The organism is Treponema sp. OMZ 798, assembly GCF_024181385.1.
Lineage (GTDB): Bacteria > Spirochaetota > Spirochaetia > Treponematales > Treponemataceae > Treponema_B.
Map to the genome: position 1 here is coordinate 1 of NZ_CP051305.1, position 26,331 is coordinate 26,331.

A 26,331-nucleotide genomic window follows, 5' to 3' on the forward strand; every position below is an offset into this window, starting at 1 on the left:
ATGAGCGAATGGGATTATAAAATTTTTTGGGATGAAGCTGTTAATCAGTTTAAGGAAGAGTTACCCCTTTCTATATTTTCTATGTGGTTTCTGCCGTCTAAGTATGAAAAATCTACGGAAAATTCCGTATATCTGAGTGTTCCGTCGAAATTTTTTAGAGATCAGATGGTTCATAATTATAAGAACAGTATCGAAAAAAAATTATTTGAGCTTTCAGGTAAAAATTTATTTATAGATTTTATCATTAAAGCAAAGACTTCTGAAGATATTTCTAAAGAAGAAGATGAGGAAGCGGCCGATAAAAAAGCAGATGCCGAAAAGCCGTCATCAACGGAGCCTAAGAAAAAATCTTTAAAAGCTGAGGGCGGAAGGGGGCAGCATCCCGATTTGAGGCCTGAGTATAATTTTGAGGACTTTGTTGTAGGGCCGAATAATAACTTTGGAGTAAATGCCGCTATAGCAGTTTCTACCAATCCCGGAAGCGCTTATAATCCGTTTTTGATTTACGGAGGGGTTGGTTTGGGCAAAACCCACCTTATGCAGGCTATAGGAAATAAAATATGGAACACGACAAAGCTTAAGGTTATTTATGTTACGGCAGAGAACTTTACAAACGAATTTGTAGAATGTGTTCAAAAAAAGATGATGCCTGCATTTAAGAGTAAGTACCGAAAGGCTGATGTCCTTCTCATAGACGATATCCACTTCTTTCAAGGAAAGGTGGAAACTCAAGAAGAGCTTTTTCACACCTTTAATGAGCTCTATGAAAAAAATAAGCAAATTGTCTTTACCTGCGACCGTCCGCCTGCAGAGCTTAAAAACCTTTCACAGCGTTTAAAATCGAGGTTTGAAAGGGGATTAAATGTAGACTTGCAAACACCGGCTTACGAGATACGCTATGCGATTCTTTTAAAGAAAATGGAAAAACACAGCACAAAGATTCCGAATGAAGTTATCGACATGGTTGCAAAAAATATTTCTTCAAATGTCCGTGATTTGGAAGCAGCCTTAACAAAACTCATCGCCTATACCGAGCTTACAAAGAAAACTATGGACGAGGCTACGGCAAAGAATCTTTTAAGGGATATTTTCGGTTCTACTCGTCAAAGGAATGTTACTATCGACCTAATTCAAAAAACGGTAGCCGATTATTTTAGCATTTCGATTTCGGATATTAAAAGCAAAAAACGCACGAAGAGCTTTTCATTCCCGCGTCAAATTGCGATGTTCCTTTGTAGGGAAATGACCGAGTGTTCTACAACCGAACTGGGCAACGAATTCGGAGGCCGGGATCATACGACCATCTTGCACGGCTGTAACAAGATTGAAGAACAAATTGCAGCCGATCCGAGCTTAGAAAAAATCATCCATGATCTTAGAAACACGATAAAAGAAAATACGAATAAATAGCCGGAAACCCAAAATAATTATATTTTTTTGTATTTATACCATGTTTTTATATACTTTTGCAGTATTATGCTTTATAATTATAGTAGAGTATCATATTTAATTGGGATCCGGCGATAGGGCATAAAAATTTGACATTCGGTTTCTGAAAATGGAGAGGTAACAAAATGCGGAAAAAGTTATTTTTACTTGTAGGAATTTTATTTGTTATATTGGCCGGCTGTGATCAGTTTTTGAGAGATATTGAAAAAGATTTTGAATATTGGGCATCTACAATTATCGTTACGGATACGGCAATCCCCTATGCGGGAATAGATAGCGAAGGCTATCCCTGCCTTTCGAGCGAAAACGATAAACTCATAACAATAAAAATAGTAAATGCGTTAAAATATGAATTTAAAATGCCTACGGATCCGGGAGCTCCTGCCGACATAATAACTTTTGGAAGCGGAGTAATCGGCTCAGGTGCCGGTACCCCCCCCCCCCGAGTACAACACGGATTATACCCTTATTCAAAATGGTGCCGGCCAACTTAATCTGACATTAAAAAAAGCTTTTTTACAAAAAAACGAATGGGGTAAGGCAGACCTAAACCCTTCAATTACCATTTACAGCAAAGAAGGCAGAAAATTTTTAACTCACAGCTTTAAGCTGAGGGTAAACACTCCTCCTCCCAATCTCGAGAAAATAGACTTAGTAAAAACAACCGGAAGTCCGTCATACTATGTTTTATGCTTTAAGGCTGAAGGCATTGGTACAAAAGTAAACGGCTTATTTTTACACGGTGACGGTTATGAAGGTTCCAACAATAAATTAAAACTATTAATACGCAAAGGGAATGAGCCCGAGCAACCGCATGAGCTCGCCTTAACTTCTTCGGGCGTTGGTACTAATAGTACTTTTATAGGGAACGGTGGTTTATCAACATTGGACGGTACTTCTATACCTCCTGGTTCTGACGTATCCAACCTTTGGACAATCCGGTATAAAACCGATGTTGTAGTAGATACAGGTGCCGCAGTAAACTATACAATCCGATTAAAGGATAAAAAAGGTCTTGAATCCAATACAGTAACATCAGGGACACAGCTGCCCCATCCTACAATTAAGTTTACCTATGTACATGAGCCTGACAATTATATAACCTCAGGTATTTACTCGACCGGAAGCGATATAATTGCAAAGATAAATGAGACAAATTCCACCGCGTTAAACCCGATAAAAATTTATACGGCATACAACGATATGGTAACATTGGAGGCTTTCGGCACTTATGGCCCCGGAGTTGTAATAAGGGCCGAGCTGAACGGCATTCCGGTGCAATATGCTTCGGATATAGAGCTTACTGCAAATGAGTCCGGAGCGGATTATAAACTTGAACTTTGGGCAGAAGGCGGCGGCTTTACTCCAAGTAAAAAAATAACCTACTATTACAAGGTTTTTAACACAATAAAAGCAACAAATCCCAATATACCTGTATGGGGAATTCTTAAAAAAGCTGTAAACAAACGGGATTCAATAACCATCGATGGTACAATAAAGGCTTCAGATAGTCCCGATAATAACAAGGGAGAAATTATCATACAGTCTGGATCTGCATCTAGAACGGTAAGCATAAAAGGCATAAATAATGCAGCTATTGATGCAGACCGTAAAAACCGCATTTTTTATATGTCAAGCTGGCGGCTGACTCTTAACCTAAAAGATATAACACTTACAAACGGAAAAGCTGACAGAGGAGGAGCTATAAACTGCGGCCAAGGTCCTATAAATTTTAAAGGAGGATGTATAATCAGCAATAATACGGCCACCGTAGAAGGCGGTGCTATACATGGCCGCTCTAGTACCATAAATTTTGAAGGAGGATGTAAGATAAGCAATAATACATCACCTAAAGGCAAAGACATATATTTATACGACAACAGTAAATTGTACATAAAAGACAGAATGACGGTTGATTCCGGTAATCAAATATATATAAAGCCGAGTTCTACCGATTCCTATTCAAAGTTTTATATAACCGGAGAACAGGATATCACTAATCCTATAAACATAAAAATAGATGCTGCTGGTATAGACGAGCTTAAAAATAAGCCGATTATTGAAGGCAGTGGTTATACTCTCAAAGAGGAAGATATAGAAAAATTCGAACTTTACAACAACGGATATATCATCAACCTTGACCATGAGGTTGATGTTGCCGTATTGAGTAAGATATATAATTCCTCATCAATTACTAATTGGGCTCAGCTTCAAAACGCTATCACGAATGCTCCGTCAGGTGCTGTAATTAAATTAGGCCCCGGTACTATAACAGCCGGATCAGATAGTAGTGAACTGACTGTTTCTGGTCCTAATAAAACCCTAACAATAATCGGCAGCAGCAGCGGTACTACCATAGGCGCAGATAATAAGCATCGTGTTTTCGTTATGGAAAAGTCCAACATTAAGCTCAAATTGAAAAACTTAACCATCACAAAAGGTAAACATAATGATGTAGACGGAAAAGGTGGAGCTGGTATATATGTTAAAGCTTACACTACAGGCAGCTTGACATTGGTAAATACGAAAGTAGACTATAACACGGTTAATGCTGCTGCCGGGCCTGTACAACACATGGGAGCCGGTATTATGATAGAAAATGCATCTGTAAAGGTTTTTATAATCGGAGGCTCAATAAGCAATAATAAAATAGATTGCAGCACAACAACATCCACAGCCACGACTGAGCTTCAGGGCTGCGGTTTATATCTTGGGAATAGCTCGACTACGGTTATAAAAGGAAATACTCAGATTAAAAATAACTCTTATACAAAAAGAAATGATAATAAAACTGTAACTTGTTACGGTGCAGGTATATATCTTACCGGCAGTTCAAAACTTACCATAGGGGAAAACGGTGCAGACGATGGCGTTAGTCCTACAATATCAGGTCATAGTCAAGTTTCCGGTACTACCTGTCATGGAACGGCCATAGCTATTGCCGGTGGACGAGTAGACTGGCTAAGCGGCCGAATAATAAATAACGGCGGAAGTACTCAAGCAGTGTACAACAGTGGAGGTACATTTAATGCTAACGGTCACACAGCAAATTAGTTTGGGAATTCGATCCGCGGATTTGATAGCTGAAGACTAAGGCAGAGCCTTCAGCAAAGAGTCAAAGAGCCTTAATTTTTATTTTGATTGACAGCTTGGCCTGTTTTTCTTTTCTCCAAGCCTTGCAAAAAAGGGGCTTTTGTGGTAGTCTTAAAGCCTTATGGCTGTCGATTTTGTTCATCTTCATGTTCATTCGGATTTTTCTCTTTTGGACGGAGCCGCTTCGGTTAAAGGGCTTGCGGCAAAGGCCGAGCAGCTGGGGCAGACTGCCCTTGCTTTGACCGATCACGGCAATATGTTCGGCGTTATAAATTTTTATAATGCCTGTAAAGAAAAAAATATAAAGCCCATAATCGGCTGCGAGTTCTATGTTGCTCCCGAAAGCCGATTTGAAAAAAAAGAAACTCCGGGCGGAAAAAAATACTATCACCTGATTTTATTGGCAAAGAACGAAACCGGTTACCGCAACTTAATGTTTCTTTGTTCCAGAGGATATACCGAGGGCATGTATTATAAGCCCCGCATAGACGATGAAATTTTGGCACAGCACTCCGAAGGGCTTATATGCTTGTCGGCCTGTCTTGCAGGAGAGCTTCCTGTTCTTTTACTAAACGGAGAAAAGGAAAAGGCCGAGTCCCATGTACGCAAATACCGTGAAATTTTCGGTGCCGAAAACTATTTTATAGAGCTTCAAGACCATGGGCTAAAGGAAGAAAAAAAGGCTTCCAAGCTTTTAATTGAAATGGCCCGCAAGGTCGGCGTTCCCTTGGTTCTAACCAACGACATTCACTATATAGAACAAAAAGATTATATAGCTCAAGATATCTTGATGTGTATCGGAATGAAAAAACTCAGAACCGATACCAACCGCATGCAGTTTGAGGGAAGCGAATTTTATTTTAAGTCGGGAGAAGAAATGGCTAAGCTCTTCCCCGAATATCCCGAAGCAATTTTGAACACTGTCCGCATTGCCGAAATGTGCAATCTGGAAATTCCCCAGCCCGGTCCCATTCTTCCGATATACAAAATCCCTGAAGACTTCAGCTCAAAAGAAGACTATATCCGGCACTTGGCTGAAGAAGGCTTAAAAAAGCGTTATCCGGTTATTACCGATGAAATCAAGGAAAGGCTTAACTACGAGCTCGATATAGTTATAAAGATGGACTTTGTCGGCTATTTTTTAATTGTTTGGGATTTTATAAATTGGGCAAAAAATAACGGCGTCCCTGTAGGTCCGGGGCGCGGCTCCGGAGCGGGCTCAATCCTTGCATACTCTTTGAGGATTACCGATATAGATCCCCTAAAGTACAACCTCCTTTTTGAGCGCTTTTTAAATCCCGAAAGGGTTTCAATGCCCGACTTCGATGTAGACTTTTGCTTCGAAAGACGGCAGGAGGTAATAGAGTATGTTCGTCAAAAATACGGAGATGAAAACGTTGGTCAAATCATTACCTTCGGAACCTTAAAGCCCAAGGCCGTAGTAAAAGATGTCGGCCGCGTTTTAAACATTCCGCTTGCCGATGTAAACGCCATTACAAAGCTCATACCGCCCAAACCCTTAACTGACGGTGTAAAAGAGGTTACCTTAAAATATGCTGTTGATGTAGTTCCCGAATTAAAAGAAATGGCAGAAGACCCGCAATACAAGGAGCTTTTTGAAATAAGCATTGCTCTTGAAGGGCGTAACAGAAACTCCAGCCTTCATGCGGCAGGCATAGTTATAGGTAAAACGGTCTTAACCGATTATGTTCCGCTTTATAAGGACTCAAAGACGGGAAAGGTTGCGACACAGTTTACAATGGACTTAATTGAAAACTGCGGTCTTGTAAAGATGGACTTCTTAGGCTTAAAAACCTTAACCCTTATAAAACATACCGAAGACCTTATCCATAAAAGAGGAAAAGAGTGGGAAAAATTCTCTGTCGCCGATATAGACTATTCCGATAAGGAAACTTTTAAAATGCTTAGTGATGGATTGGCTGCTGCAGTATTTCAGTTTGAAAGTCAGGGTATGCAAAATATTTTAAAGCGGGCAAAGCCTTCAAAAATGGAAGACTTAATCGCTTTAAACGCCTTGTACCGTCCCGGGCCTATGGATTATATCAATCAGTTTATCGAATCAAAATTCGATAATTCAAAAATAAAATATCCTGACCCATGCCTTGAAGACATCCTAGCCGAAACCTACGGCGTTATCGTTTATCAGGAACAGGTTATGCAGGTTGCCCAAAGAATAGCTGGCTACTCCCTCGGCCAAGCCGATATTCTCCGCCGTGCTATGGGAAAGAAAAAAATCGAGGTTATGAAAACCGAAAAAGAGAAATTTATTAAGGGTGCAGAAGCGAAAGGTTTTAGTAAGGAAGATGCAGATAGAATCTTTGAAATCCTTATTCCCTTTGCAGGCTATGGTTTTAATAAGAGTCATGCAGCAGCCTATTCGGTTTTAGCCTTTCAGACGGCTTATTTAAAGGCTCATTTTCCTGCAGAATTTATGGCTGCTAACTTAACCAACGAAATTACCTCGACCGATAAACTTCCCGAATATATTGCCGAAGCCGAAAAGATGGGGCTTAAAATTCTTCCGCCCCATGTCAATTCTTCCGATCCTTATTTTAGCGTTTCACCCGACGGGAATATTATTTTCGGTCTTTTGGGTATAAAGGGTGTCGGAATGCAGGCTGCCCATGAGCTTGCAGAAGAGCGCGAAAAAAACGGAAGGTATAAGTCCCTTATCGATTTTTTGGAGAGGAACGATCTTCATACTCAAAACAAGCGTAACCTTGAAGTTATGATTAAAACCGGCTGCTTTGACGGTTTGGGGCAGGAGCGCTCTACCTTGATGGTAAACTTAGACGGTGCAGTTGCCTATGTTTCTCAAAAGAAGGAAAACATGAGCACGGGACAGGGCAGCCTTTTTGAAGGCTCCGGCATAAAAGAGTTTTCGGACTTTGTTTTTGAAAAAATCGAAGAGTTCCCCAAAAAGGAAAAACTCCGGCTCGAAAAAGAATTGATGGGCTTTTATATTTCAGGGCACCCCTTGGATGAGTACCGCAAGGTGATAGATAATTCGGCCACTTTGGATATTTCGCATCTTGCCCGCGCTACCTCAAAAAAGAGATATGTTCTTGTGGGTATGCTTACAGGTGTCAGGCAGCATCAAACAAAAAAAGGCGCAATGATGGGCTTCGGCGCTTTTGAAGACTTAAACGGAACAATCGATTTAGTCTTCTTTCCGAAAACTTGGGAAAAGTACAGAGCTGTCCTTTTGCCTGAAACCGTATGCGGTTTTGCAGGGTCTATCGACAACAGTGACGGAGAATCCCATTCCTTCTTGGTGGACGATGTTTTGGAAATTGATAAATTACAGCAAAAGGCTTTAAGCGAGGTTCATATTGAGCTTGATGAAAATATAACGTCGGCAAAGGAATTGACCGGCTTAAAGGATTTTTTGTATGAGCGCTCAGGGAATTGCGATGTTTATATTCACGCAAAAGATGAGGATAAGGCTTATATAATTAAGGCATCGCCTCAAATTAGAATTCCTTCAACTCCTGAATTTATTGAAGAGTTAAGCATGCAGTTTGGGGTTGAGCAAATTTGGCTTGAATAAAAAAAGGATTAAATTTAAAATATATAGGTAGAGAGGTTTATATGATAGCATCACTTTTTAACACATTGGGTTTTGTAGTAAAGATTTATTCTTATCTTTGTATTATTTATATTTTTCTTTCATGGTTCGGTTCCCATTCAAGAGGCGGCTTTCTTTATGAAATTTGTAATCCTTATTTAAGCCGGTTTAGAAGATTTAAATTTACTCAAATCGGAATGGTGGATTTTTCTCCTATTTTGGCTATCGGTATTTTGTCTCTTTTTGCTAATATACTTTTTCAGATTGCAGATACAAGAACTTTTTCTGTATTAAGGATTGTACTAAACCTTGTGGGTATAGTTTGGTCGTTTTTTTCTTTCTTGCTCAATTTCTTTATTATCATATTGATAATCAGGCTGGTTCTTGATTTTTCCGAAAACTACCGCCAAGGTAATTTTGCTGATATGCTCGATAGGTTTTTGTCCCCTGTTTTTGTTAGAGTTCATAAATTATCCGGCGGAAAATTTATGAGTCTGAGAAAACAGATTATCGTATGTTTAATAGTTTTAATTCTTGTGCGCTTTTTACTGGGAGCCTTCATAGGATCCTTGGGTGTAATGTTTACCTACTTTAGGTTTGTATAACTTATCTGGCTTCGGCCTCAAGCTTTTCCGCTAAGGAGAGGAGGTTTATGCTTGTATGTATTTGTTCCTTTACGGCAGCAACTTCCTCGCGGAAACGGCTATTGTTAACTCCGGCTATCACTGCCCAGTTAGTAATAGTTGCGTATAAGCTTGTTTTTCCGCCCCCAAGGATTCCCGTTAAAATCAGTTCAATCGATTTTAGAGCGTCAATACTGGAGGTTATAAGCTGCTTTGCTTCAGACTCTACCGTATGCATCAAGCCCTCAATTTGATTTTTATTTTTTAAAGTTGCAGTTTTTTCTGCACGTATTTTTGCAAATGTTGAACCTATGTCTCCTGTAGGCGATAGGCGGTTTTCAAACTTTTCAAATTCTCCCTTGCGGTGTTCAAGTACATTGTATGAGGTTGTGTACTCGTTTAAATTTTCATGCCGGTAAAAGTTGCCTTCTACCAGGATTGTTTTTAGGGTTTCAGATAGTCTTTCGTTATAAAAGGCATAAAAAAATGTTTTTAAGAATAAAAAAGGAAGTTCTTTTTTGAACTTACATTCTACCCATAAGTTCCGCCATGGACAAAACTTCATGGATTCTAAGTCTCCTACTTTTAAGAGGTTAATCATCTGCACTTTAATGTTAAACTTTTTTTGTTCATATGACCAAGTTGACCATTTTTGATTGAAGCGCTCATACCAAGCCTGCTTAAAGTAAATAAACCAATCTTCTCCGCCTGTCAGTTTATACGGCATCCAATTGATATCCTTTTTGATGTAGCGGGTAATGTCGAGAAGAGGGACTTGTTTTAAAAATATTCTTATTGCACCGAGGGCTTCAATTGCATCTTTTATAAATTCGTCAGCTTCTCTTACCATCCTGCTGTCATCATCTATTATTGTTTCCTGAGCATGCATTAAAAATAAGGCTTGCAGAAGATTATGAGGTATATTTTTTTTGGAATAAAGAATCGATGAAAGGACCTCCATTTCGGGCTGTATTGTAAGGGCCTGGCAGGTAGCGTTTGAATCCGAGATTACATTAAACCTTAACAGGGTCTTATCCAAGGCCAGAGAACAAAAGGACTTCATCCATTCTATGGCCTGCGCACATTGGTACATTTCACTTTTTTCTTCATCGGTTAAATTTGAAAAAACCGAATCTATTTTTCTTAAAAAGCCTGTTCTTATGTTTGAGGAAACTTCCGAGCCTATCTTAATTGAAAAAGGATTTGTTTCTTTCATAAGTCTCTCATATGTTGCGGGAGCAACAAAGGAGCTTACCAGCATATAGAAAGAGCCCTTCCCAGAGTCATATGCGGAAAGAAGAGAGGTAAAAAACAATTGTGTTTTTCGTAAATTTTTTAATTCCGTGTAAAATACGCCTGTATAGATATTTTGATGTATATTAATATATGCGCCGGCCGATCTTTTAAGGTTTTTTGCCATTCTCTTTAAAAGTTCTTCACTATATATTACTTTTAAAGGGATGGAGCGTAAGAAGGATCTTATGGAAAGCCATAAACGTATCAAAAAGGGCTCGCTTGATATGCCTGCACTTTGGTGTTCTCTTATTCTCTCCGAAAGGCTGTCCCTTTCTTCCGGTTGTGCTTCACCGCTGAATTCTTCCATACTGCGCTGAATGCTTTCGAGTAAACTTTGCGTTTCTTCTGTGGATAATGATTTTACTAATTGATCAAATGTTGACAGACTTCTTTCCATATCTTTATATATTATCGTAAATTTTTAAAAATTCTATAGGGTATTGGCAAGACTTATAAGATATTTTTATACGGTTAAATCGGTCCCTACGGGAATCGAACCCGTCTTTTAAGATTGAGAATCTCATGTCCTAACCGATAGACGAAGGGACCAAATATGATATAGAAAAATTCCCCAGGGAGGATTCGAACCCCCACAAGCAGAACCAGAATCTGCGGTGCTACCATTACACAACCGGGGAATGACAGGACAAGAATATATCACCAAATCAAAAAAATGTCAATAAGGCTTTTTGGACTAAATTGTCTAAACCTTAAATTTTAGAAGCTCTCCGACAGCCGTTTCATTCATGCTGTCCGTTATAATGCGGGTAAGCCCGTCAAGTTTTTCAACTTTTGTATAGCATAAATTTTTTTTTTGTGTTAAAATGAGCGGTTAGGAATTAGAGTATGCAAAATTTAAAAAGACTTCTATCATATGCAAAAGGACAAAGCCGGCTTTATGTGCTTGCCCTTATTTTTACGCTTTTTTCACAAGTAATTGTTGCTATGCAGCCACAGTTAATCCGAATTACAATAGACTCGGTAATAGGCGGCGCTCCCCTGCCTTCAGGCTTAATATCCCGATTGGTTGCCTTGTTTAAAGATCACTTAAACGGAACAAGCGGGCTAGTTGCAATGGCCTCACTGGTAGTTACCTTTTCTCTGGTTAGAGGGCTTTTTACGTTCGGCCGAATAAATATAGCCAGTATCGCAACCGAACGTTCAATAAAGACTCTTAGAAACAGGCTGTACAATCATATCCAGCTTCTTCCTTATTCTTATCATTCAAAGGCGGAAACGGGAGACTTGATTCAGCGCTGTACCTCCGATGTCGAAACCATCCGTTTGGCCCTGTATTCCCAGATAATGGACACTATAAGTGCCGTGTTTTTGATAATTTATACTATTTACCTGATGGCCCAATTAAACACAAAGCTGATGCTTATCTCTTTTTGCATTATGCCTTTAACATTTTTTTCGTCGGTTATATTCTTTAAAAGAATTCAAAGACAGTTTAAAAAGGCGACAGAGTATGAAGCCTCGATGACTACAGCCGTGCAAGAAAATTTAACGGGCATCCGTGTCGTAAAGGCTTTTACCCGCCATCAATACGAAATAGAAAAATTCATTAAGCGTAGTGAAAGATACCGAAATCAAAATTTAAAGATAAACAACAGCTTTGCCGCCTTTTGGGCTTTTTCCGATTTTCTTTCGATAGCCCAAGTTTTCGGAATAATCATTTATGGAAGTATGCTTGCCTACCGTAATGAGATAACGGCCGGCGATCTAGTCGCATTCATCTCTTATACGGGAATGTTAATCTGGCCTGTCCGCCGCTTAGGCCGAATCATAAGCAATATAGGAAAATCCTTTGTTTCGGCAAACCGTATTGAAACTATTTTAAATGAAAAGGCTGAAGATATTTTTCCGACAAACGAAAAACCCGAAATTAAGGGAAACATAGTTTTTGATTCCGTTTCGTTTTCATATCCTGAAACACAAAACCAAAAGATACTCGACAATGTTTCTTTTAGTGTCAAAAGCGGGCAGACCCTTGCTATTCTGGGACCGACAGGCTCGGGAAAAAGCTCCCTTGTGCATTTGCTTGCCCGGCTTTATGAGTATGATTCGGGTTCCATCAAAATGGACGGAAGAGAATTAAACACTATCGACAAGGGCTGGATAAGGTCGCAGGTAGGGCTGATATTACAGGAGCCTTTTTTGTACGGCAGAACTATTATGGAAAACCTTAAATTGGCAGTACCCGATGTTTCCGATTCTTCTGCCCGTCACTACTCAAAGGTAGCTTCATTGGACGATGAAATAAATAAGTTTGAAAAAGGCTATGAAACCTTGGTCGGCGAGCGGGGCGTTTCCTTATCGGGAGGCCAAAAACAAAGGCTTGCAATAGCCAGAACCCTCATCAAAGATTCTCCCGTGCTCATCTTTGATGATTCTCTTTCGGCTGTAGATACCCAAACGGACATAAGCATCCGTTCCGCATTAAAAGAAGAAAAGGGAAATAAAACTATGATTATAATTTCGCATAGAATTTCAACTATTTGCGATGCAGACAATATAATAGTTTTAGAAGACGGAAAGATAAGCCAAGAAGGAACCCATGAACAGCTGATAGCCCAAGAAGGTTTATACAAGAGAATTTACGATATTCAAAGTGCGGTAGTACGATAAGGAAGTAAAATTTATGGAAGATTTTGATATAGATAAAAATAACGAAAAATTTAAAAGCGGAGTTTGGAAGAAGGTCGTAAAAGAATTTGGTTATTTTAAGGAACTGCTGGTGCCGGGTGTTCTTTTGGGCGGTTTTATAGGGGCCTTGGATGTTGTACAGCCCAAGATGACTAAATATGTAATAGACACCTTTGTAAAGGGGCGGGATTTAAGTAATTTTAATGCCGTAATTATTTTTACGGGAGTATTCTTGTTGATTTCGGCGGCTGCTACCTTTTTATTTATAAAATTTGTAGGCCATTTGGAAATAAAAATGTGTCACCGCCTTAGAACAAAGTGTTTTACAAAATTGCAGTCCCTTTCCCTTTCATTTTACGATAAAAATGCCGTCGGCTGGCTTATGTCGAGAATGTCTTCCGATATAAACAAATTGTCAGGCATTGTTGCATGGGGAGTAACCGATCTCTTTTGGGGCTTTTGTATGATGATGACTGTGATAGTTGTGATGTTTGGCGACAGCCCGAGTCTCGCCCTCATAGGCTTAATGACCCTCCCCATAATCGTCATTTTCAGTATCTATCTGCGGGGAAAAATTTTAAAAGCCCAAAGACGGGTGCGTAAGATAAATTCTCAGTTGACGGCCTCCTACAATGAAGATATCCAAGGTGCTAAAACAACCAAGACCCTTGTGAGAGAAGAATTAAATGCAAAGGAGTTTGTGTCTAAAACCGAAGAGATGAAAACCGCCTCTATCAGGGGTATCTTAATTTCTTCTGTTCTTATGCCGACCGTTCAACTAATCGGTGCTGTAGGCACAGCCCTCATGGTCATTTATGGAGGAATGTCTGTTGTTTCGGGTGCCATCACAATAGGCTTACTCGTTGCATTTTTTTCTTATGTTACGCAGTTTAACGCTCCCTTGGCGGAAGCAGCCGACCTCTTTGCAGAATTTATTTCGGCTCAGGCAGCCGCCGAACGCATCTTCGGGCTTCTTGAAGAGGAGTCCGAGATTAAGGACAAGGAAGAAGTGATCAAAAAATACGGCACCGCCCTTTGTCCCACAGACGAAAAAAGGCCTTCTATTAACGGAAGTGTAAAATTTGAGGATGTTTCTTTTTGGTATAAGGAGGGAGAACCGGTGTTAAGCGGTTTTGACCTAAAGGTTGAAGAGGGGCAGACCATAGCCTTGGTCGGAGCTACGGGAGCCGGAAAATCCACCATCGTCAATCTTTTTTGCCGGTTTTATGAGCCTAAGAGCGGCCGTATCCTTGTGGACGGCATAGACTATACCGATATGCCGGAAAGCTGGATTCACGAAAACCTAGGCTATGTGCTTCAGTCTCCCCATCTTTTTTCGGGAACGATTGCAGAAAATATCAGGTACGGAAAATTGGATGCAAGCGATGAAGAAATTATCGAAGCCGCAAAACTTGTCGATGCCCATGATTTTATAGTAAAAATGGAAAAGGGTTATGACACGGAGGTCGGCGAGGGCGGAAGCCTTCTTTCCACGGGCCAAAAGCAGCTTATTTCTTTTGCCCGCACCTTGGTAAGAAATCCTCGCCTCTTCGTTTTGGATGAAGCTACTTCTTCTATCGATACCGAAACCGAGCAAAAAATTCAAAAGGCCATCACAACCGTTTTATCGGGGCGTACCTCCTTTGTTGTTGCCCATAGATTATCGACAATAAGAAATGCAGATAAGATAATAGTTGTTGAGGACGGAAAGATGATTGAATGCGGCAGCCACGATGAGCTGATGGAGAAAAAAGGCCATTATTACGAGCTTTATACCCATCAGTTTATCAATGAAGAGCAAAGGTCGCTCAATATAAAGAGCTAAAATTATCGGATCTTGTAGTTGTCTTTTTACAATTATCAGTGTATAATAGACAAAGGAGGAATTGAAAATGCAAAAACTCTACTCGAAAATATTTATCGCAATTTTATGCACGGCTCTTGTGTTAGGCTGTAAATCGACTCCGAAACAGGCTTCTGATGCTCCGTCAGGGCCCGGACAGATATCCGTTAATTCGGTTACATGGATGATAGAAAGATTGGATACTTCAATATGGAACGGAACGCTTAAAGATAACGGTGAGATGTTTATAAGCTTTTTTATCAATTATGAAGGATCTTTTAATACAAGTGATGTGCAAAAACTATTGGTTGAATCCCCTGTAGATATGTGGGTATTAAACTCTTCTCAACTTGAAAAGATAACCGAAATTGATGACAAGGCTAAGATAGCTTCTGTAAAACGCCTTCAATGCGGGGAAGGAGCCGGTTCCGTTGCTCTAGGAAAGTGGAAATTCACTCTTACGGATAGAAACGGCAATAAGTATGAGCAGGTTCTGGATATCACCGGTTTTGAAAAAAAAGCTCAAGATAAGATTATCGAAGCTAAAGATGAAGAAGGCAGCGTAGCTGACGTTGAAGCAACGAAAGAAGAGATAAAAATGATAGTTCCTCAATCTTCATCAAAAAATGAGATAGCCGCTCTTTCGGTCCCTGTAATCAAATCGGTTTCAAAGGATGAAGAGTCAATAGAAATTTTCTTTTCGGTAAATGATGAACGTATAAAAAACGGCTATTTTTGGTTCGATGTGCCTGGCGAAAAATACTATAAGGATTCAGGTTCTATGATAGATGCATCGGGAAATCCTGTAAACGGATGCAGGGCTTTTTCAAAAGACGGAAAAGAATGCCGCTATATCTTACGCAAGGATGATTCCAACTCGGAATGGTTTGATAAGATAATTGCCTGTTTCTTTGTTGTGTCCGATACAAACAGGGTGTCTTCACCTTGGGAAGAGAGGAATAGAACCGTAAGTGCCAAGGCTGAAGTCAAATAAATTTATGATGGTTAAGAGGAAAAGATGAAAAAGAGATTATACAAATCATCACGGGATAAAAAAATTTTGGGAGTTTGTGCAGGGCTTGCCGAGTATCTGGGTGTTGATCCTGTTTTAATAAGACTCCTATGGATTCTATTTGCCTTATTTGTGGGCTCCGGAGTTATTGTTTATATAATAGCAGCTGTCATCATGCCCTATGATACGGAAGTTAAGGATGATGATGAAACATATGAATATGCTCCGCGTGATTGATTGGTCCGATAACGATTAAAGTAAAAAGCTGCCTTTATAGGCAGCTTTTTTTATTCTAAATTACGTGAATCATAACTTGGATAGTCTTCGTGCTCTCTATCTTTTTCGGTATAAAGCTGTTCCTTGATATCTTGAAAAAGAGCGTCATTTATTTGAAAATTTTTTAAACTTTCTTTTTTACCTTTTAAAAATGCATCGAACCATAACACCGAAAGGCGGGCATAAAGTTGAAATGCTTCTTCATCATATCCTCCTGACAGCGGGGTCTTATAAATGTCCAGGGCTGCGTTATGCTTTATATTTTTAAATGAAAGAAAACATGCAGGGACTTTTTTATTTAAGTTTTTAAAAAACTTGTAGGTTTTTTCGGGATAAGCCGTCCTATCAACTTCCGAGGTTAAGAATAAAACGGCGCTTTTAATTTTTGGGAATTCGTCGCCCAATTCTTCATTGGAGCTTCCCAAAATTTCGACAAACGGAGATGCTCCATTGTAAGGATGAATTGCGCTTATAGCTTTGACATCGGGCATAAGGCTCGCATAATAAAAAGATGCAGGGCCGCTCATTGAATGGGCTACGATACCTATGTTTTTTATATCGATTGAATTGAATAAACCGTGGGCCGGGTCTTCATTTTTTTCCTTCATCAAGTTTTGTACAGCAGTATAGGTTGGAAGCCAATCCTTTGGGTGTGTTTTTTTCTTTGAAGTAAAAAGGGCTGCAGCATATCCATATGATGCAATGTAGTGCCCGATAGGCAAAAAGCCGTATTTATAATTAGCCCAGCCATGACTGACCAAAATAAGAGGATATTTTCCTTTCTTTTTAGGTATATAGACTGTAACTTCGCCTCTTATATTTTCCGCATTTGAAAGGCTCTTGTCCTCTTTGTTGTCATCCAAGGTTTTTTTATAAACTCGGTTAAAACCTATCATATTTTTGTCATTATAGGCTTTTATGTCGTAGGGACCTTCAAAGGTTTTATGTTCGTTTTTTAAGTAAGAATTCATAATAAATTAAAAGAATTTTTTATGATCTTCTGCTGCCATTACAAGGCCGTCTACCAGCCCCGGCTCCACACTGGAGTGCCCTCCGAATAGGACTATGTTCAAATTCGATTTAGGTAATTTTTTATGTAGTTTATAAGCGGAAAATGGAGGACAGTCCATATCGTACCTTCCTTGCACGATAGTAGAGGGGATGTCTTTAATCTTATCGCAGTTGTTTAGGATGTAGTTGTCGTCTTTAAAAAAGCACTTGTGTAAAAAGTAATGACATTCTGCCTTGGCCATAGCCAGGGCTTCTTCATCGCTCATATCATAGACACCGGGGAAGAGGCGAACTAGGGCCGACTCCCAGCGGCTCCACCTATGGGCGGCTTCAAGTGCAAGTTTTTTATCTTCGCCGAATAGGCGTTTTGAATAAGCCCTTACCAATGAGCTTCTTTCTTCCTGCGGTATAAAATGTTGGTAGGCTTCAAAATCTTCAGGGAAGAATTTGGATGCTCCGCCTTCTTCATATATCCAGTCTATTTCTTGTTGTGTTCCTAAAAAGATGCCTCGTAAAATTAAGGAGACTACCTTATCGGGATGGGCAATTGCGTAGATTAGGGCAAGGGTGCTTCCCCAGCTTCCTCCGAAGACCATCCATTTGTCAATAGCTAAGTGTCCGCGAAGTTTTTCTATATCCTCAACCAGATTTTCGGATTTATTTTCTTTCATCTCGCAAGGCGGTAAACTTTTTCCTGCTCCCCTCTGGTCAAATAAGACTATTCGGTAAAATTCGGGATCAAAGTATTGGCTTGCAACAGGAATGCAGCCGCCTCCAGGCCCTCCGTGTAAAAAAACTACGGGTCTTCCCTTGGGGTTGCCGTATTGTGCATAATAAATACTGTGTATATCCGAGACTTTTAAAAAGCCTTCATCAAAAAGCGGTGTTTTTTCGTATAATATTTTCATAGATTACCTCATTGCATTTATAATAGACCTTTTGCTGCGGAATTTCGAGATGATGAGTTTTATGCTAACATCCTTATCTCCCTATCATTTTATTTTACCAAATAGTCTTTACTTCATACAAAGGAATTTTTAAATCTCTTGTTATTATAGTTAGGTTATTTTCCATAGCTTGTGCAATAAGCAGTCTATCAAACGGATCTTTATGAATATCAGGTAACTTTTTTATTCGTTCCACATCATATTCCGTAGGATTAAGATAAATAAATTCCTCATTCTCCAGAACAGTTTTTAATTGAGAAATATTAATTTCAAAATCAAGAGTTCCTTTTGCTTGTTTTATCGCGATTTCCCATAACGATACGAAACTGAAAAAACATCTTTTTGCTTCCATCAAATTTCTTACAGTAATAGAAAGCTCATTGCTTCCTATTACATACCAAATTATTGCATGAGTATCCAATAAATACATCACATATACTCCGCGAATTCTTCAATAGGCTCATCAAAATCTGGAGACATTTTGCAAGGAATATCTTTTAAGCAGCCAAAACCTTTTTTTTGACTTTTTGATCCGGAATTTTTTTCTAATGTAGTAAATTTAAATAAAATATAATCCACATAAGAAGAAATTTCTTCAAGAGCTGTTTGCGGAAGCAACTTTAATTTTTTTTCAAGACTACTGTATAACACAATATTTCCCCTATTTTTTATTAGTATATCATAAATTTCAATTTTTTTCTATGTGTATGAAATAGTTATATTATTAAAAAATGTAATTTCAGATAAATTTGATTAATTTTTTTCTCTGCCTTGAATAATTTTTACTTTTATATTACACTGGTTGGCAATGCCGAAAAAAACTTTTTTAAATTTACCTCAAGAAAAACAGCAAAGAATCCTCGAAACTTGCAAAAGAGAGTTTGAAGAAAAACCTCTTTTTCAGGCAAGCGTTTCTGATATTGTAAATACTCTGGGCATAGCAAGGGGCAGTTTTTATCAGTATTTTGAAAATTTGGAAGAATGTTTTTTTACGATTTTAAGCTCCGAAAATATGGATGTTCATGCTCTTTTTCAAGGTGCCTTGAGAGAAAACGATAACGATTTTTTTAATGCCCTTTTAAGATACGGCGAGATTCTTTCAAAGGAGCTTTATAAGCCGTCAAAGCGGAATTTATACAGGAACCGCTTTCTTTATTGGACTCCCGACTTGGATAAGGCTTGGCTTGAATACAGGAAGGAAAACCTCCAAACCGAAAAAGTTGCCGAGATGGAAAAGATATATTTTTCAAATCTTAAAAAGACATCTCTTTCCCTTTCGACCCATGAAGATATAAAGGAACTTATAGAATTCACCAAGGCCATTGTTCATAACCTTATATCCCGCTCCTTTATCGAAAACTGGGAAGCGGAAGAATTTATGAAGCTCTTTCAAAAACAAATAATGTGGATGAAAAACGGGCTTAAAGGCGGGGAGTGATTAGATTGATAATATTTGCTAAAGATATAAATTAAATTTTAGGAGAAATATTTATGAAACAAAAATTTAAATTTGCTGCTATTTTAATGCTTGCAGTTTTCGGCTTTCAGTTATGGGCCGGAGGAAACCGTGAAAACTCAGGCACAGAGGTCTTTGCAAAAGTTACCGATCATCGAGTCCGTAAGGTTCTGATACAAAAAAAGCCCTCTCGTCTTGTTACTCCTTTTTATATTTTAAGTAACACAGCTCTTGCAATAGGCTGTAGGGATATCATCGTTTCAGGCGACGGCGGTAAGGGCGGGGTAAGACCCTTTATAAAAGAATTTGCCCCCGAATTAGCGGAAAAACCTGTTTGCGGTTCTGCAAAGGCTTTGAACCTTGAAGCTCTTGCTTCGGTAAATCCCGATCTCATCCTTGTGCCGTTTAAGGCGGCTGATCAATTGCCTCAAATAGAAGTATTGGGCGTGCCTGCCTTGGTTGTCGAACCTGAAACTATGGAAAACTTTTTCAGCTATGTAGAAATGCTGGGCAAAGCAACAGGTAAAAATATCGAAGCCGATAAACTTCTTAAATTTTATAATGAAATTTTAAATGATGTAGCAGGTTTTATAAAAGGTGAAGCCCCTGTTTCCGTTTATATGAACAGCCGCTCCGATGCTTTAAATGCGTTAAGCCCTAAAATGTTTCAAGCTGAGCTTATCAAAGCAGCAGGCGGTAAATTGGTTACGGAAGATATAAGGGACACCTACTGGACAAAGGTTTCTCTTGAGCAAGTACATAAATATGCACCTCAAGTTGTTGTTATGGCCGCCGGTGCAAAAAAAGCAGTGGCGCTGACTTCTAAAACTGAATGGAAGGGAATCCCTGCTGTGGACGCAGGAAAAATCTACACTTTTCCTTCATCAGTTGATGAGTGGGATTCTCCTATTCCGAGTTCGTGCTTAGGTATCATTTGGCTTGCAGATAAATTGCATCCCGGTAAGATACCTGAAAATTATCTTGAAACAAAGGTAAAAGCATTTTATAAGGAATTTTTCGGTAAAGAAAAAGATTTAAAATCCTTGAATGTAGAGTGAAACAAAAATATAAGATATTTTTAATTATTATTCCGATTGCTGCGGTATTCTTTTCGCTTAGTTGGGGGAGGTATTTTATTTCGTTTTCAGAAATATTTAAAATACTTATCCCGTTAGGCGGAAAGTATTCTAATTCTGCCTATAATGTTTTTATAAATATACGGCTTCCCAGAACTATATTTGTATTTATTGCAGGAGGAGCTTTGGCTTTAAGCGGTACAAGTTTGCAAAGCCTTTTTAGAAATCCTCTTGCCTCTCCCGATATTATAGGTGTTTCTTCCGGTGCGTCGCTTGGTGCTGCCCTTGCAATAGTTGTTTTTCATGCAAGTCCTTTTATTGTTCAAACATTTGCCTTTGCAGGAGGCATAATTGCAGTTATTTTGGTTTTACAAATTTCCCATATAGGAGGAGAACATTCTCTTATAAGGCTTATTCTTGCAGGTATTATTATAAATGCAATAGCAGGTTCTTGTGTTTCGATTATTAAATATACGGCTGACCCGATGAATGAATTGCCCGCTCTTGAGTTTTGGCTGATGGGCTGTTTTAATATTATTACATGGCGGAATTTTATTGTGTTTTTGCCGATTGTATTTTTAGGATGCGGCTTTATTTTTTTATACCGAAGACAGTTAAATATTCTATCCTTGGGAGATGAAGAAGCTGCAAGCCTCGGCGTATCGGTAAAAAAAATGCGGCTGCTTTTTATAGGGGCTGCTACCTTATTGGTTGCCGTTGTTGTTTCTGCTGCCGGAATAATAAGTTGGATAGGCTTAATCGCTCCTCATATCGTAAGACTTCTTTTTGGGAATAATAACGATAAGCTTGTTCCTTTTTCGTTTATATGCGGAGCATCTCTTTTGCTTGCTGCAGATACCTTTGCCCGTTCCATTACAGGAGGCGAAATTCCTATAAGCATTATAACGGCATTTATTGGAGCTGTTGGGCTTGCAAGTTTTATGTCGGCTAAAAAAAGGGTAGGCTATGAATACGGCTTTTGAGCTTAATAATGTTTTTGCCTCAAGAGGAAAAACTCAAGTCCTTAAAAACATATCTCAAAAAATTCCGCAGCATAAGATTATAAGTTTGATAGGAGCAAACGGTGCGGGAAAAACCACCCTTTTACGATTATTAGCCGGTTTGGAAAAACCTGTAAGCGGAACACTGTCGGTATTGCAAAAAGATTCAAAATCATTAACACGGAAAGAATTTGCACGCTATGTTTCGTATATTCCGCAAGAGCACCGTCCTGTCTTTGCTTACACTGTAAGAGATTTTGCGGTGATGGGAAGAAACCCTTATCAATCGGAAATAAAAGCTCCTTCAAAAGAAGATTGGGAATTTACGGACTATGTGCTTGAAAAATTACGATTAAAAGATTTTGCAGATCGGCCTTATACCCATTTAAGTTCGGGTGAAGCCCGTCTGATCTTGCTTGCTCGCGGTATAATTCAAAATGCTCCTATCATGCTCTTAGATGAGCCTACGTCAAATCTTGATTTTTATAATGAGCATAAACTCATGGAAATTATATGTAAACTATGCAAGGAAGAAAAAAAGACCATAATCATTTCTATTCATAATCCGGCTCTTGCAATTCAATATTCCGATATTGTTTACTGTATTCATCAAAATACAATTTTTGAGGTAATAGAACGGGCCGATAGTTCTTTTGACGAGAAAATAACAAGAGTGCTCAATCTCATTTATAAAAAAAATGAGGCTTCACAAATCCATTTAAAATATGTAGATGATAAACCCTTTGTCTATATAAAGCCTCATTTTTTAAGATAGTTTTGTAATCTCTTCAATAATTCTTTCGGGTGTTGCTGGGTAGTCGGTAATGTTTGTTCCCAATGCATGATTTATTGCATTCATTGCTGCCGGCCCCGGTGCAACGGCCGAAATTTCGCCTACGCTTTTTAGACCATAGGGAGCTTTTTCGTCTTCGCTCTCAATGAGAAGCGTTTTTACGTTCGGCATATCCTGAACATTTAAAACATGGTATTTTGAAAGAGTGCTGTTTTTTATATAGCCTTCCTTGTTTCTTATAATTTCTTCCGAAAGGGCCATGCCTAAAATAAATTGACAGCCGCCGTGAATCTGCCCTTCTGCCAATAAGGGGTTTATGGCTTTTCCTATGTCGTGAATTGCGAGCAAATCTGTTATTTCTACGAGACCCGTTTTTTTGTCGACCTTAACTTCGGCAAAGCAGGCAGCAAAGGCTGCAGGGTTTGTTTTTTGTTCGTGGTGCACATAAACAGAAGTTTGATCGGATAATTTTTTTTCGCGCATCGTTGCAATTTCGCCGTAAGTGTAGCTTTTCTCTGAGTTTTTAATTTTTACGATACCGGAATCAGTGTACATATCTTCAAGGGGAATGTTTTCTACCTTATTTAAAGTATCGAAAAGTTTTGCCTTTAATAATTCTCCGGCTTCAATTAGGGCTCCGCCTGCAACAAAGGTTACGCGGCTTGCCTGTGTTCCTGCTGCATCATAAGGAGTTATTGAGGTGTCCGCTTCAGGCATTGTAATTGCAGACGGATCGATATCAAGGGCTTCTGCCGCTATAAGCTTCAAGGAGTCGATTGTTCCGCAGCCCTGCTCGTGTACCGCAATTTTTACAAAAACGGAACCGTCGGGGTTTAATATCATTTCGGTATTTATAAAATCGGGGAATGCACCCAGATAGCCGTTTCCGTGTGTGGCACAGGCAACTCCTACTCCGTAAGCATAACGCTCGGTATTTTGTTTGTGTATGTTGTTGTATTTATTTTTCCAATCAAAGGCTTCCATTCCTTTAATGATACATTCTTTGACGGCTGCCTTTCCTAAATTCGGTCCTCCTACAGGGTCATCATCATATGGATCAACCAAATTTTTAAGGCGAAATTCGCAAGGATCCATTCCCAATTTTTTTGCGGTATTTGTTATATTGATTTCTGAAACGGCATGGGATTGCGGCCCCCCGTAAGCGCGGCAAGCTCCTCCGGGGATTCCGTTTGTATAATATGCTCTGCCGTGGAATTCCTGATTATAAATTTTATAAAGCCTAAAAAGTTTTTTTGCATAGGCATTTGTTATGCTTGTATTATTTGTGTCATAGGCTCCGCCGTCGATTAGGGTTTCAACCTTTCTACCCAATATAGTGCCGTCTTTTTTTACGGCTGTTCTGATTTTTACCTGAGTAGGATTCCGCGAAAATGTTCCTATTATGCTTTGTTCTCTGTCCATGTAGACAAGCACGGGGCGTTTACAAATCCATGCTGCTGCTCCCGCCGTAAATTCCAATAGGGGCTGTTGTTTTCCGCCGAAAGAGCCTCCCATGTTTGTCTTAATTACCCTTATCTTAGAATAAGGAATTTGTAAGATACGGGCCATGTGCATTTGTACTGCAAAAACGATTTGACCCGGACTGTGTATTATCAAATTTCCGAAGTCGTCAAATTCTGCCAAGGCGATGTGAGGTTCTATTGCAAGGTGGTGAGTGCGGGGTGTAGAACCGATGTCTTCTACTATGTAATCAGCTTCAGCTGCTGCCTTTTCAAAATCACCGCAGGATATTTTCTTTTCGTAGGCCAGGTTGGATTCTCTTTTAAGGATTATTTTGTCTTGAGCGGCTTCTTCAATGCTTGTTATAACCGGCAGTTCCTTATAGTGTACGGCTACTTTTTTTACGGCTTCTTCAACAGATCTTTTGGTTTCGCCTAAAACTAAGGCTATTCTGTCGCCTACAAAGCGGGCCTTGTCATTTAAAATATATTCGTCACGGTGTGCAGCTATTCCTGTAAACCATTCCATACAGTTATAAGGAACTTTCGGAATATCTTTGTAAGTAAGAATTCGATAAATTCCTTTTACCTTTAATGCTTCATCAAAATCAAAACTTATTTCTGCATGAGGTTTTTCGCTTAGGATTAATTTACCGTAAAGCATATTATAGCGTTTTATATCCGCTAAAAATTTTGTTGTGCCTGTTACCCTTTCAAGGCTGTCTTCCCGCTGAAATCTTTTACCGATGTATTTATATTTATTCATAACAAACCTCATCTTCTTTTAAACTTTTAATCAGGTCTTCAATCAATCCTTCGACCGCCGTCTTTTTGTAAAATCTTGAAGAGCGGGTAGGGATTGCATTTTCTATTTCGTTATGTGCAATATTTTGTAATTCTTGAAGATTAATATTTGAAATATTTTTTCCTTCAAGGTATGTTTCAATGTTAACGGCTTCTACGGGTTTTATTCCTACAGCTCCTAAGTAGGCTCTTACATTTGTCAGTAAATCAATATCGGGTGTGTATTCTACTGCACAGCTCACCTTAGAAATCGTGACGGCTTTCCGTGCCCCGACTTTTTTAAACGCACTCACTCTGTTTTTTTGAGGAATTAGAATTTCGGTAACAACCTCATTTTTTGTTAGAATTGTTTTTTCTCTTCCTATTATAAATTTATCGATGGGAATTATTCTTTCTTCTCCGCTGCAATGAAGAATTTTTACGGAAGCTCCATAACAGAACAGTGCTAAACTGCAATCTGCTGATTGGGAGGCGTTACAAATATTTCCGCCTAGTGTTGCACGGTTTCTAATTATGGTGGAGCCTAATTCATAAGCAGCCTGATATAGGGCCTTACATTTTTCTTTTATCATAGTGTTTTCACAAATTTCGCTCATGGTTAAAAGAGCTCCGATATGTAAGAAGTACTTTGTTTCATAAACAGTTTTAAATTCTTTTATCTTTGTTATATCGATAATGCTGTAATCTGTAATCTTATTGTTTTTTAAGTGAATGACCAAGTCGGTTCCGCCTGCAATTATAAAAGTGGAATCGTCTATATTTTTTAAAATGTTTAACAATTCTTTTTCTTCTTTAGGAGAATAGAACATTAGTTTGCCTCCTTTATTGCCGCTTCTATGGCTTCAATAATTTTAATATAGCCGGTACATCGGCAGATGTTTCCTTCTATGGCTCGTTTTATTTCATGGAGGCTTGGATTTTTATTATTCATCATAAGAGCTTTTGCACTCATGATAAAACCCGGAGTGCAAAATCCGCATTGTACGGCACCGTATTCAATAAATTTTTTTTGTAGAATATCAAGTTCTCCGTTTTGTGCAAGGCCTTCAATAGTTAAGATTTCACAGCCGTCAATTTGTCCGGCTAAAACGGTACAGGATGTAACGGCTCTTTTATCCATAATTACGGTGCAGGCACCGCATTCTCCTTCAGAGCAGCCTTCTTTTGTTCCGGTTAGATTTACCTCATCCCGTAAAAAATCGATGAGCCTCATTTTTTCATCTACCTCTGCCTCAATAGGACGGCCGTTAATAATTGTGTTTATCTTCATTTAAAACCTCACCTTCCATTATACACTAATTTTTAAATTATTATAATATCTTAAAAAATCCGTAAAATCTGAAATTTATTAAAGCCTCATTTTAATAATTTTTTCATAAGTTTCCATATCATCAATATCAAAGCCTTCGATTGTGTTTTCAACTATTAAGAATTTTGAATTATCCTCATTTATTAAAGAAGCTCCTCCCTTATCTTTTTCAAGTTTTAATAAGTCTTGCCTGTATTTTGAAGGGATGATTACCGGAGAGCCCCTGTCATCTCCGTACTTAGAGTAGATAATGTACTCCTTGTTTTTGCTGTATAGTTCTAAAAGATTTTTTATTGTAGAAACTTTTAAAAAAGGCTGGTCTGCCGTAAAGAACATATAAGCCTCTGCTTTTCCCGAATTTTCAACTCCTTTTTTTATGGCTGCGGATTTGCCTTCCTCCGCTCTTGCATTCGGAACAGCTAAAATATTTTTTTGTGAAGCATAAAATGAAATTTCGGCATCATTGGTTATAACCATTTTTTGTGTAAATTCAATTTGAGAAATGCTGTCTACTATGTATTGGAATATTTGTTTTCCGTTTATGGGCAGTTTTAATTTATTTTGCGGCATTCTTTTTGAAAATCCGCTTGCCAATATTATTGCAGAAATTTTCATTGTATCGTTCTCCCGATTTTGTGAGCTTG

At 38.8% G+C, this 26,331-nt stretch carries 22 protein-coding genes and 2 tRNA genes; 13 read left to right on the plus strand and 11 right to left on the minus strand.

What is annotated here, in order from left to right:
- The 5 genes from dnaA to E4O07_RS00025 all read left to right on the plus strand — a co-directional run bounded on the left by dnaA (position 1) and on the right by E4O07_RS00025 (position 8,736).
- On the plus strand, positions 1–1,410 hold the full coding sequence (dnaA, locus tag E4O07_RS00005; protein ID WP_253686629.1) for a chromosomal replication initiator protein DnaA: 1,410 nt from the start codon (positions 1–3) through the stop codon (positions 1,408–1,410).
- Positions 1,411–1,574: 164 nt separating this feature from the next.
- On the plus strand, positions 1,575–1,943 hold the full coding sequence (locus E4O07_RS00010; RefSeq protein ID WP_253686631.1) for a hypothetical protein: 369 nt from the start codon (positions 1,575–1,577) through the stop codon (positions 1,941–1,943).
- The gene (locus tag E4O07_RS00015) at positions 1,873–4,503 is read left to right on the plus strand and encodes a right-handed parallel beta-helix repeat-containing protein (RefSeq protein WP_253686633.1); all 2,631 of its coding nucleotides are present in this window, start codon (positions 1,873–1,875) and stop codon (positions 4,501–4,503) included. The genes E4O07_RS00010 and E4O07_RS00015 overlap by 71 nt, the downstream gene beginning before the upstream one ends.
- Positions 4,504–4,663: 160 nt before the next feature.
- Complete coding sequence (dnaE, locus tag E4O07_RS00020) at positions 4,664–8,113, plus strand: DNA polymerase III subunit alpha (RefSeq protein WP_253686635.1); 3,450 nt, start codon at positions 4,664–4,666, stop codon at positions 8,111–8,113.
- A gap of 41 nt (positions 8,114–8,154) precedes the next feature.
- On the plus strand, positions 8,155–8,736 hold the full coding sequence (locus E4O07_RS00025; RefSeq protein ID WP_253686637.1) for a YggT family protein: 582 nt from the start codon (positions 8,155–8,157) through the stop codon (positions 8,734–8,736).
- A gap of 1 nt (position 8,737) precedes the next feature.
- Here E4O07_RS00025 and E4O07_RS00030 read toward each other — a convergent pair whose 3' ends face one another.
- The 3 genes from E4O07_RS00030 to E4O07_RS00040 all read right to left on the minus strand — a co-directional run bounded on the left by E4O07_RS00030 (position 8,738) and on the right by E4O07_RS00040 (position 10,688).
- The gene (locus tag E4O07_RS00030) at positions 8,738–10,447 is read right to left on the minus strand and encodes a DUF5312 domain-containing protein (protein WP_253686639.1); all 1,710 of its coding nucleotides are present in this window, start codon (positions 10,445–10,447) and stop codon (positions 8,738–8,740) included.
- Between the two features lie 80 nt (positions 10,448–10,527).
- Positions 10,528–10,599: transfer RNA gene (locus tag E4O07_RS00035), tRNA-Glu, on the minus strand.
- An 18-nt stretch (positions 10,600–10,617) separates the two neighbouring features.
- Positions 10,618–10,688 (minus strand) — tRNA-Gln (locus tag E4O07_RS00040).
- A gap of 208 nt (positions 10,689–10,896) precedes the next feature.
- Here E4O07_RS00040 and E4O07_RS00045 point away from each other — a divergent pair.
- From E4O07_RS00045 to E4O07_RS00060, 4 genes are all read left to right on the plus strand, one after another.
- Positions 10,897–12,681, plus strand: coding sequence for an ABC transporter ATP-binding protein (locus E4O07_RS00045; protein WP_253686641.1), 1,785 nt, complete (start codon positions 10,897–10,899; stop codon positions 12,679–12,681).
- A gap of 13 nt (positions 12,682–12,694) precedes the next feature.
- Positions 12,695–14,524 carry an ABC transporter ATP-binding protein gene (locus E4O07_RS00050; protein ID WP_253686643.1) on the plus strand — a complete coding sequence of 610 codons (1,830 nt, stop codon included), beginning with the start codon at positions 12,695–12,697 and terminating at the stop codon, positions 14,522–14,524.
- Positions 14,525–14,591: 67 nt separating this feature from the next.
- A complete protein-coding gene (locus tag E4O07_RS00055; RefSeq protein WP_253686645.1) occupies positions 14,592–15,536 on the plus strand; it encodes a hypothetical protein in 945 nt (314 codons plus the stop codon).
- 24 nt (positions 15,537–15,560) lie between these two features.
- Positions 15,561–15,791 carry a PspC domain-containing protein gene (locus tag E4O07_RS00060; protein ID WP_253686647.1) on the plus strand — a complete coding sequence of 77 codons (231 nt, stop codon included), beginning with the start codon at positions 15,561–15,563 and terminating at the stop codon, positions 15,789–15,791.
- A 50-nt stretch (positions 15,792–15,841) separates the two neighbouring features.
- Here E4O07_RS00060 and E4O07_RS00065 read toward each other — a convergent pair whose 3' ends face one another.
- From E4O07_RS00065 to E4O07_RS00080, 4 genes are all read right to left on the minus strand, one after another.
- Complete coding sequence (locus E4O07_RS00065) at positions 15,842–16,801, minus strand: dienelactone hydrolase family protein (RefSeq protein ID WP_253686648.1); 960 nt, start codon at positions 16,799–16,801, stop codon at positions 15,842–15,844.
- Between the two features lie 6 nt (positions 16,802–16,807).
- A complete protein-coding gene (pip, locus tag E4O07_RS00070; protein WP_253686650.1) occupies positions 16,808–17,749 on the minus strand; it encodes a prolyl aminopeptidase in 942 nt (313 codons plus the stop codon).
- A 94-nt stretch (positions 17,750–17,843) separates the two neighbouring features.
- On the minus strand, positions 17,844–18,218 hold the full coding sequence (locus tag E4O07_RS00075; RefSeq protein WP_253686652.1) for a type II toxin-antitoxin system VapC family toxin: 375 nt from the start codon (positions 18,216–18,218) through the stop codon (positions 17,844–17,846).
- The gene (locus tag E4O07_RS00080; RefSeq protein ID WP_253686654.1) at positions 18,218–18,439 is read right to left on the minus strand and encodes a DUF2281 domain-containing protein; all 222 of its coding nucleotides are present in this window, start codon (positions 18,437–18,439) and stop codon (positions 18,218–18,220) included. The genes E4O07_RS00075 and E4O07_RS00080 overlap by 1 nt, the downstream gene beginning before the upstream one ends.
- A gap of 157 nt (positions 18,440–18,596) precedes the next feature.
- On the opposite strand from E4O07_RS00080, the gene E4O07_RS00085 reads away from it, so the two are divergent.
- From E4O07_RS00085 to E4O07_RS00100, 4 genes are read left to right on the plus strand one after another with little or no spacing between them, the layout of a single operon-like run.
- A complete protein-coding gene (locus E4O07_RS00085; RefSeq protein WP_253686655.1) occupies positions 18,597–19,226 on the plus strand; it encodes a TetR/AcrR family transcriptional regulator in 630 nt (209 codons plus the stop codon).
- 53 nt (positions 19,227–19,279) lie between these two features.
- Positions 19,280–20,302 (plus strand): ABC transporter substrate-binding protein, encoded by a 1,023-nt coding sequence (locus E4O07_RS00090; RefSeq protein ID WP_253686657.1) that lies wholly within the window; start codon positions 19,280–19,282, stop codon positions 20,300–20,302.
- Complete coding sequence (locus tag E4O07_RS00095; protein ID WP_253677962.1) at positions 20,299–21,303, plus strand: FecCD family ABC transporter permease; 1,005 nt, start codon at positions 20,299–20,301, stop codon at positions 21,301–21,303. The genes E4O07_RS00090 and E4O07_RS00095 overlap by 4 nt, the downstream gene beginning before the upstream one ends.
- Positions 21,287–22,096: an ABC transporter ATP-binding protein gene (locus tag E4O07_RS00100; protein WP_253686659.1), complete on the plus strand. Its 810-nt coding sequence runs from the start codon at positions 21,287–21,289 to the stop codon at positions 22,094–22,096. The genes E4O07_RS00095 and E4O07_RS00100 overlap by 17 nt, the downstream gene beginning before the upstream one ends.
- Here the strand turns inward: E4O07_RS00100 and E4O07_RS00105 are convergent.
- From E4O07_RS00105 to E4O07_RS00120, 4 genes are all read right to left on the minus strand, one after another.
- Positions 22,088–24,340: a xanthine dehydrogenase family protein molybdopterin-binding subunit gene (locus E4O07_RS00105; RefSeq protein ID WP_253686661.1), complete on the minus strand. Its 2,253-nt coding sequence runs from the start codon at positions 24,338–24,340 to the stop codon at positions 22,088–22,090. The genes E4O07_RS00100 and E4O07_RS00105 overlap by 9 nt on opposite strands.
- Complete coding sequence (locus tag E4O07_RS00110; protein WP_253677965.1) at positions 24,333–25,187, minus strand: FAD binding domain-containing protein; 855 nt, start codon at positions 25,185–25,187, stop codon at positions 24,333–24,335. Before E4O07_RS00110 ends, E4O07_RS00105 begins: the two co-directional genes overlap by 8 nt.
- Complete coding sequence (locus E4O07_RS00115) at positions 25,187–25,648, minus strand: (2Fe-2S)-binding protein (protein ID WP_253677966.1); 462 nt, start codon at positions 25,646–25,648, stop codon at positions 25,187–25,189. Before E4O07_RS00115 ends, E4O07_RS00110 begins: the two co-directional genes overlap by 1 nt.
- A 78-nt stretch (positions 25,649–25,726) precedes the next feature.
- Complete coding sequence (locus E4O07_RS00120; protein ID WP_253686662.1) at positions 25,727–26,302, minus strand: NTP transferase domain-containing protein; 576 nt, start codon at positions 26,300–26,302, stop codon at positions 25,727–25,729.
- Positions 26,303–26,331 lie beyond the last annotated feature (29 nt).

Bases quoted from the DNA above. Each gene is read 5' to 3' on its own strand.
- dnaA (WP_253686629.1), top strand. From the start codon at position 1: ATGAGCGAATGGGATTATAAAATTTTTTGGGATGAAGCTGTTAATCAG.
- E4O07_RS00010 (WP_253686631.1), top strand. From the start codon at position 1,575: ATGCGGAAAAAGTTATTTTTACTTGTAGGAATTTTATTTGTTATATTG.
- dnaE (WP_253686635.1), top strand. From the start codon at position 4,664: ATGGCTGTCGATTTTGTTCATCTTCATGTTCATTCGGATTTTTCTCTT.
- E4O07_RS00025 (WP_253686637.1), top strand. From the start codon at position 8,155: ATGATAGCATCACTTTTTAACACATTGGGTTTTGTAGTAAAGATTTAT.
- E4O07_RS00030 (WP_253686639.1), bottom strand. From the start codon at position 10,447: ATGGAAAGAAGTCTGTCAACATTTGATCAATTAGTAAAATCATTATCC.
- E4O07_RS00045 (WP_253686641.1), top strand. From the start codon at position 10,897: ATGCAAAATTTAAAAAGACTTCTATCATATGCAAAAGGACAAAGCCGG.
- E4O07_RS00050 (WP_253686643.1), top strand. From the start codon at position 12,695: ATGGAAGATTTTGATATAGATAAAAATAACGAAAAATTTAAAAGCGGA.
- E4O07_RS00055 (WP_253686645.1), top strand. From the start codon at position 14,592: ATGCAAAAACTCTACTCGAAAATATTTATCGCAATTTTATGCACGGCT.
- E4O07_RS00060 (WP_253686647.1), top strand. From the start codon at position 15,561: ATGAAAAAGAGATTATACAAATCATCACGGGATAAAAAAATTTTGGGA.
- E4O07_RS00065 (WP_253686648.1), bottom strand. From the start codon at position 16,801: ATGAATTCTTACTTAAAAAACGAACATAAAACCTTTGAAGGTCCCTAC.
- pip (WP_253686650.1), bottom strand. From the start codon at position 17,749: ATGAAAATATTATACGAAAAAACACCGCTTTTTGATGAAGGCTTTTTA.
- E4O07_RS00075 (WP_253686652.1), bottom strand. From the start codon at position 18,218: ATGTATTTATTGGATACTCATGCAATAATTTGGTATGTAATAGGAAGC.
- E4O07_RS00085 (WP_253686655.1), top strand. From the start codon at position 18,597: ATGCCGAAAAAAACTTTTTTAAATTTACCTCAAGAAAAACAGCAAAGA.
- E4O07_RS00090 (WP_253686657.1), top strand. From the start codon at position 19,280: ATGAAACAAAAATTTAAATTTGCTGCTATTTTAATGCTTGCAGTTTTC.
- E4O07_RS00100 (WP_253686659.1), top strand. From the start codon at position 21,287: ATGAATACGGCTTTTGAGCTTAATAATGTTTTTGCCTCAAGAGGAAAA.
- E4O07_RS00105 (WP_253686661.1), bottom strand. From the start codon at position 24,340: ATGAATAAATATAAATACATCGGTAAAAGATTTCAGCGGGAAGACAGC.
- E4O07_RS00110 (WP_253677965.1), bottom strand. From the start codon at position 25,187: ATGTTCTATTCTCCTAAAGAAGAAAAAGAATTGTTAAACATTTTAAAA.
- E4O07_RS00115 (WP_253677966.1), bottom strand. From the start codon at position 25,648: ATGAAGATAAACACAATTATTAACGGCCGTCCTATTGAGGCAGAGGTA.
- E4O07_RS00120 (WP_253686662.1), bottom strand. From the start codon at position 26,302: ATGAAAATTTCTGCAATAATATTGGCAAGCGGATTTTCAAAAAGAATG.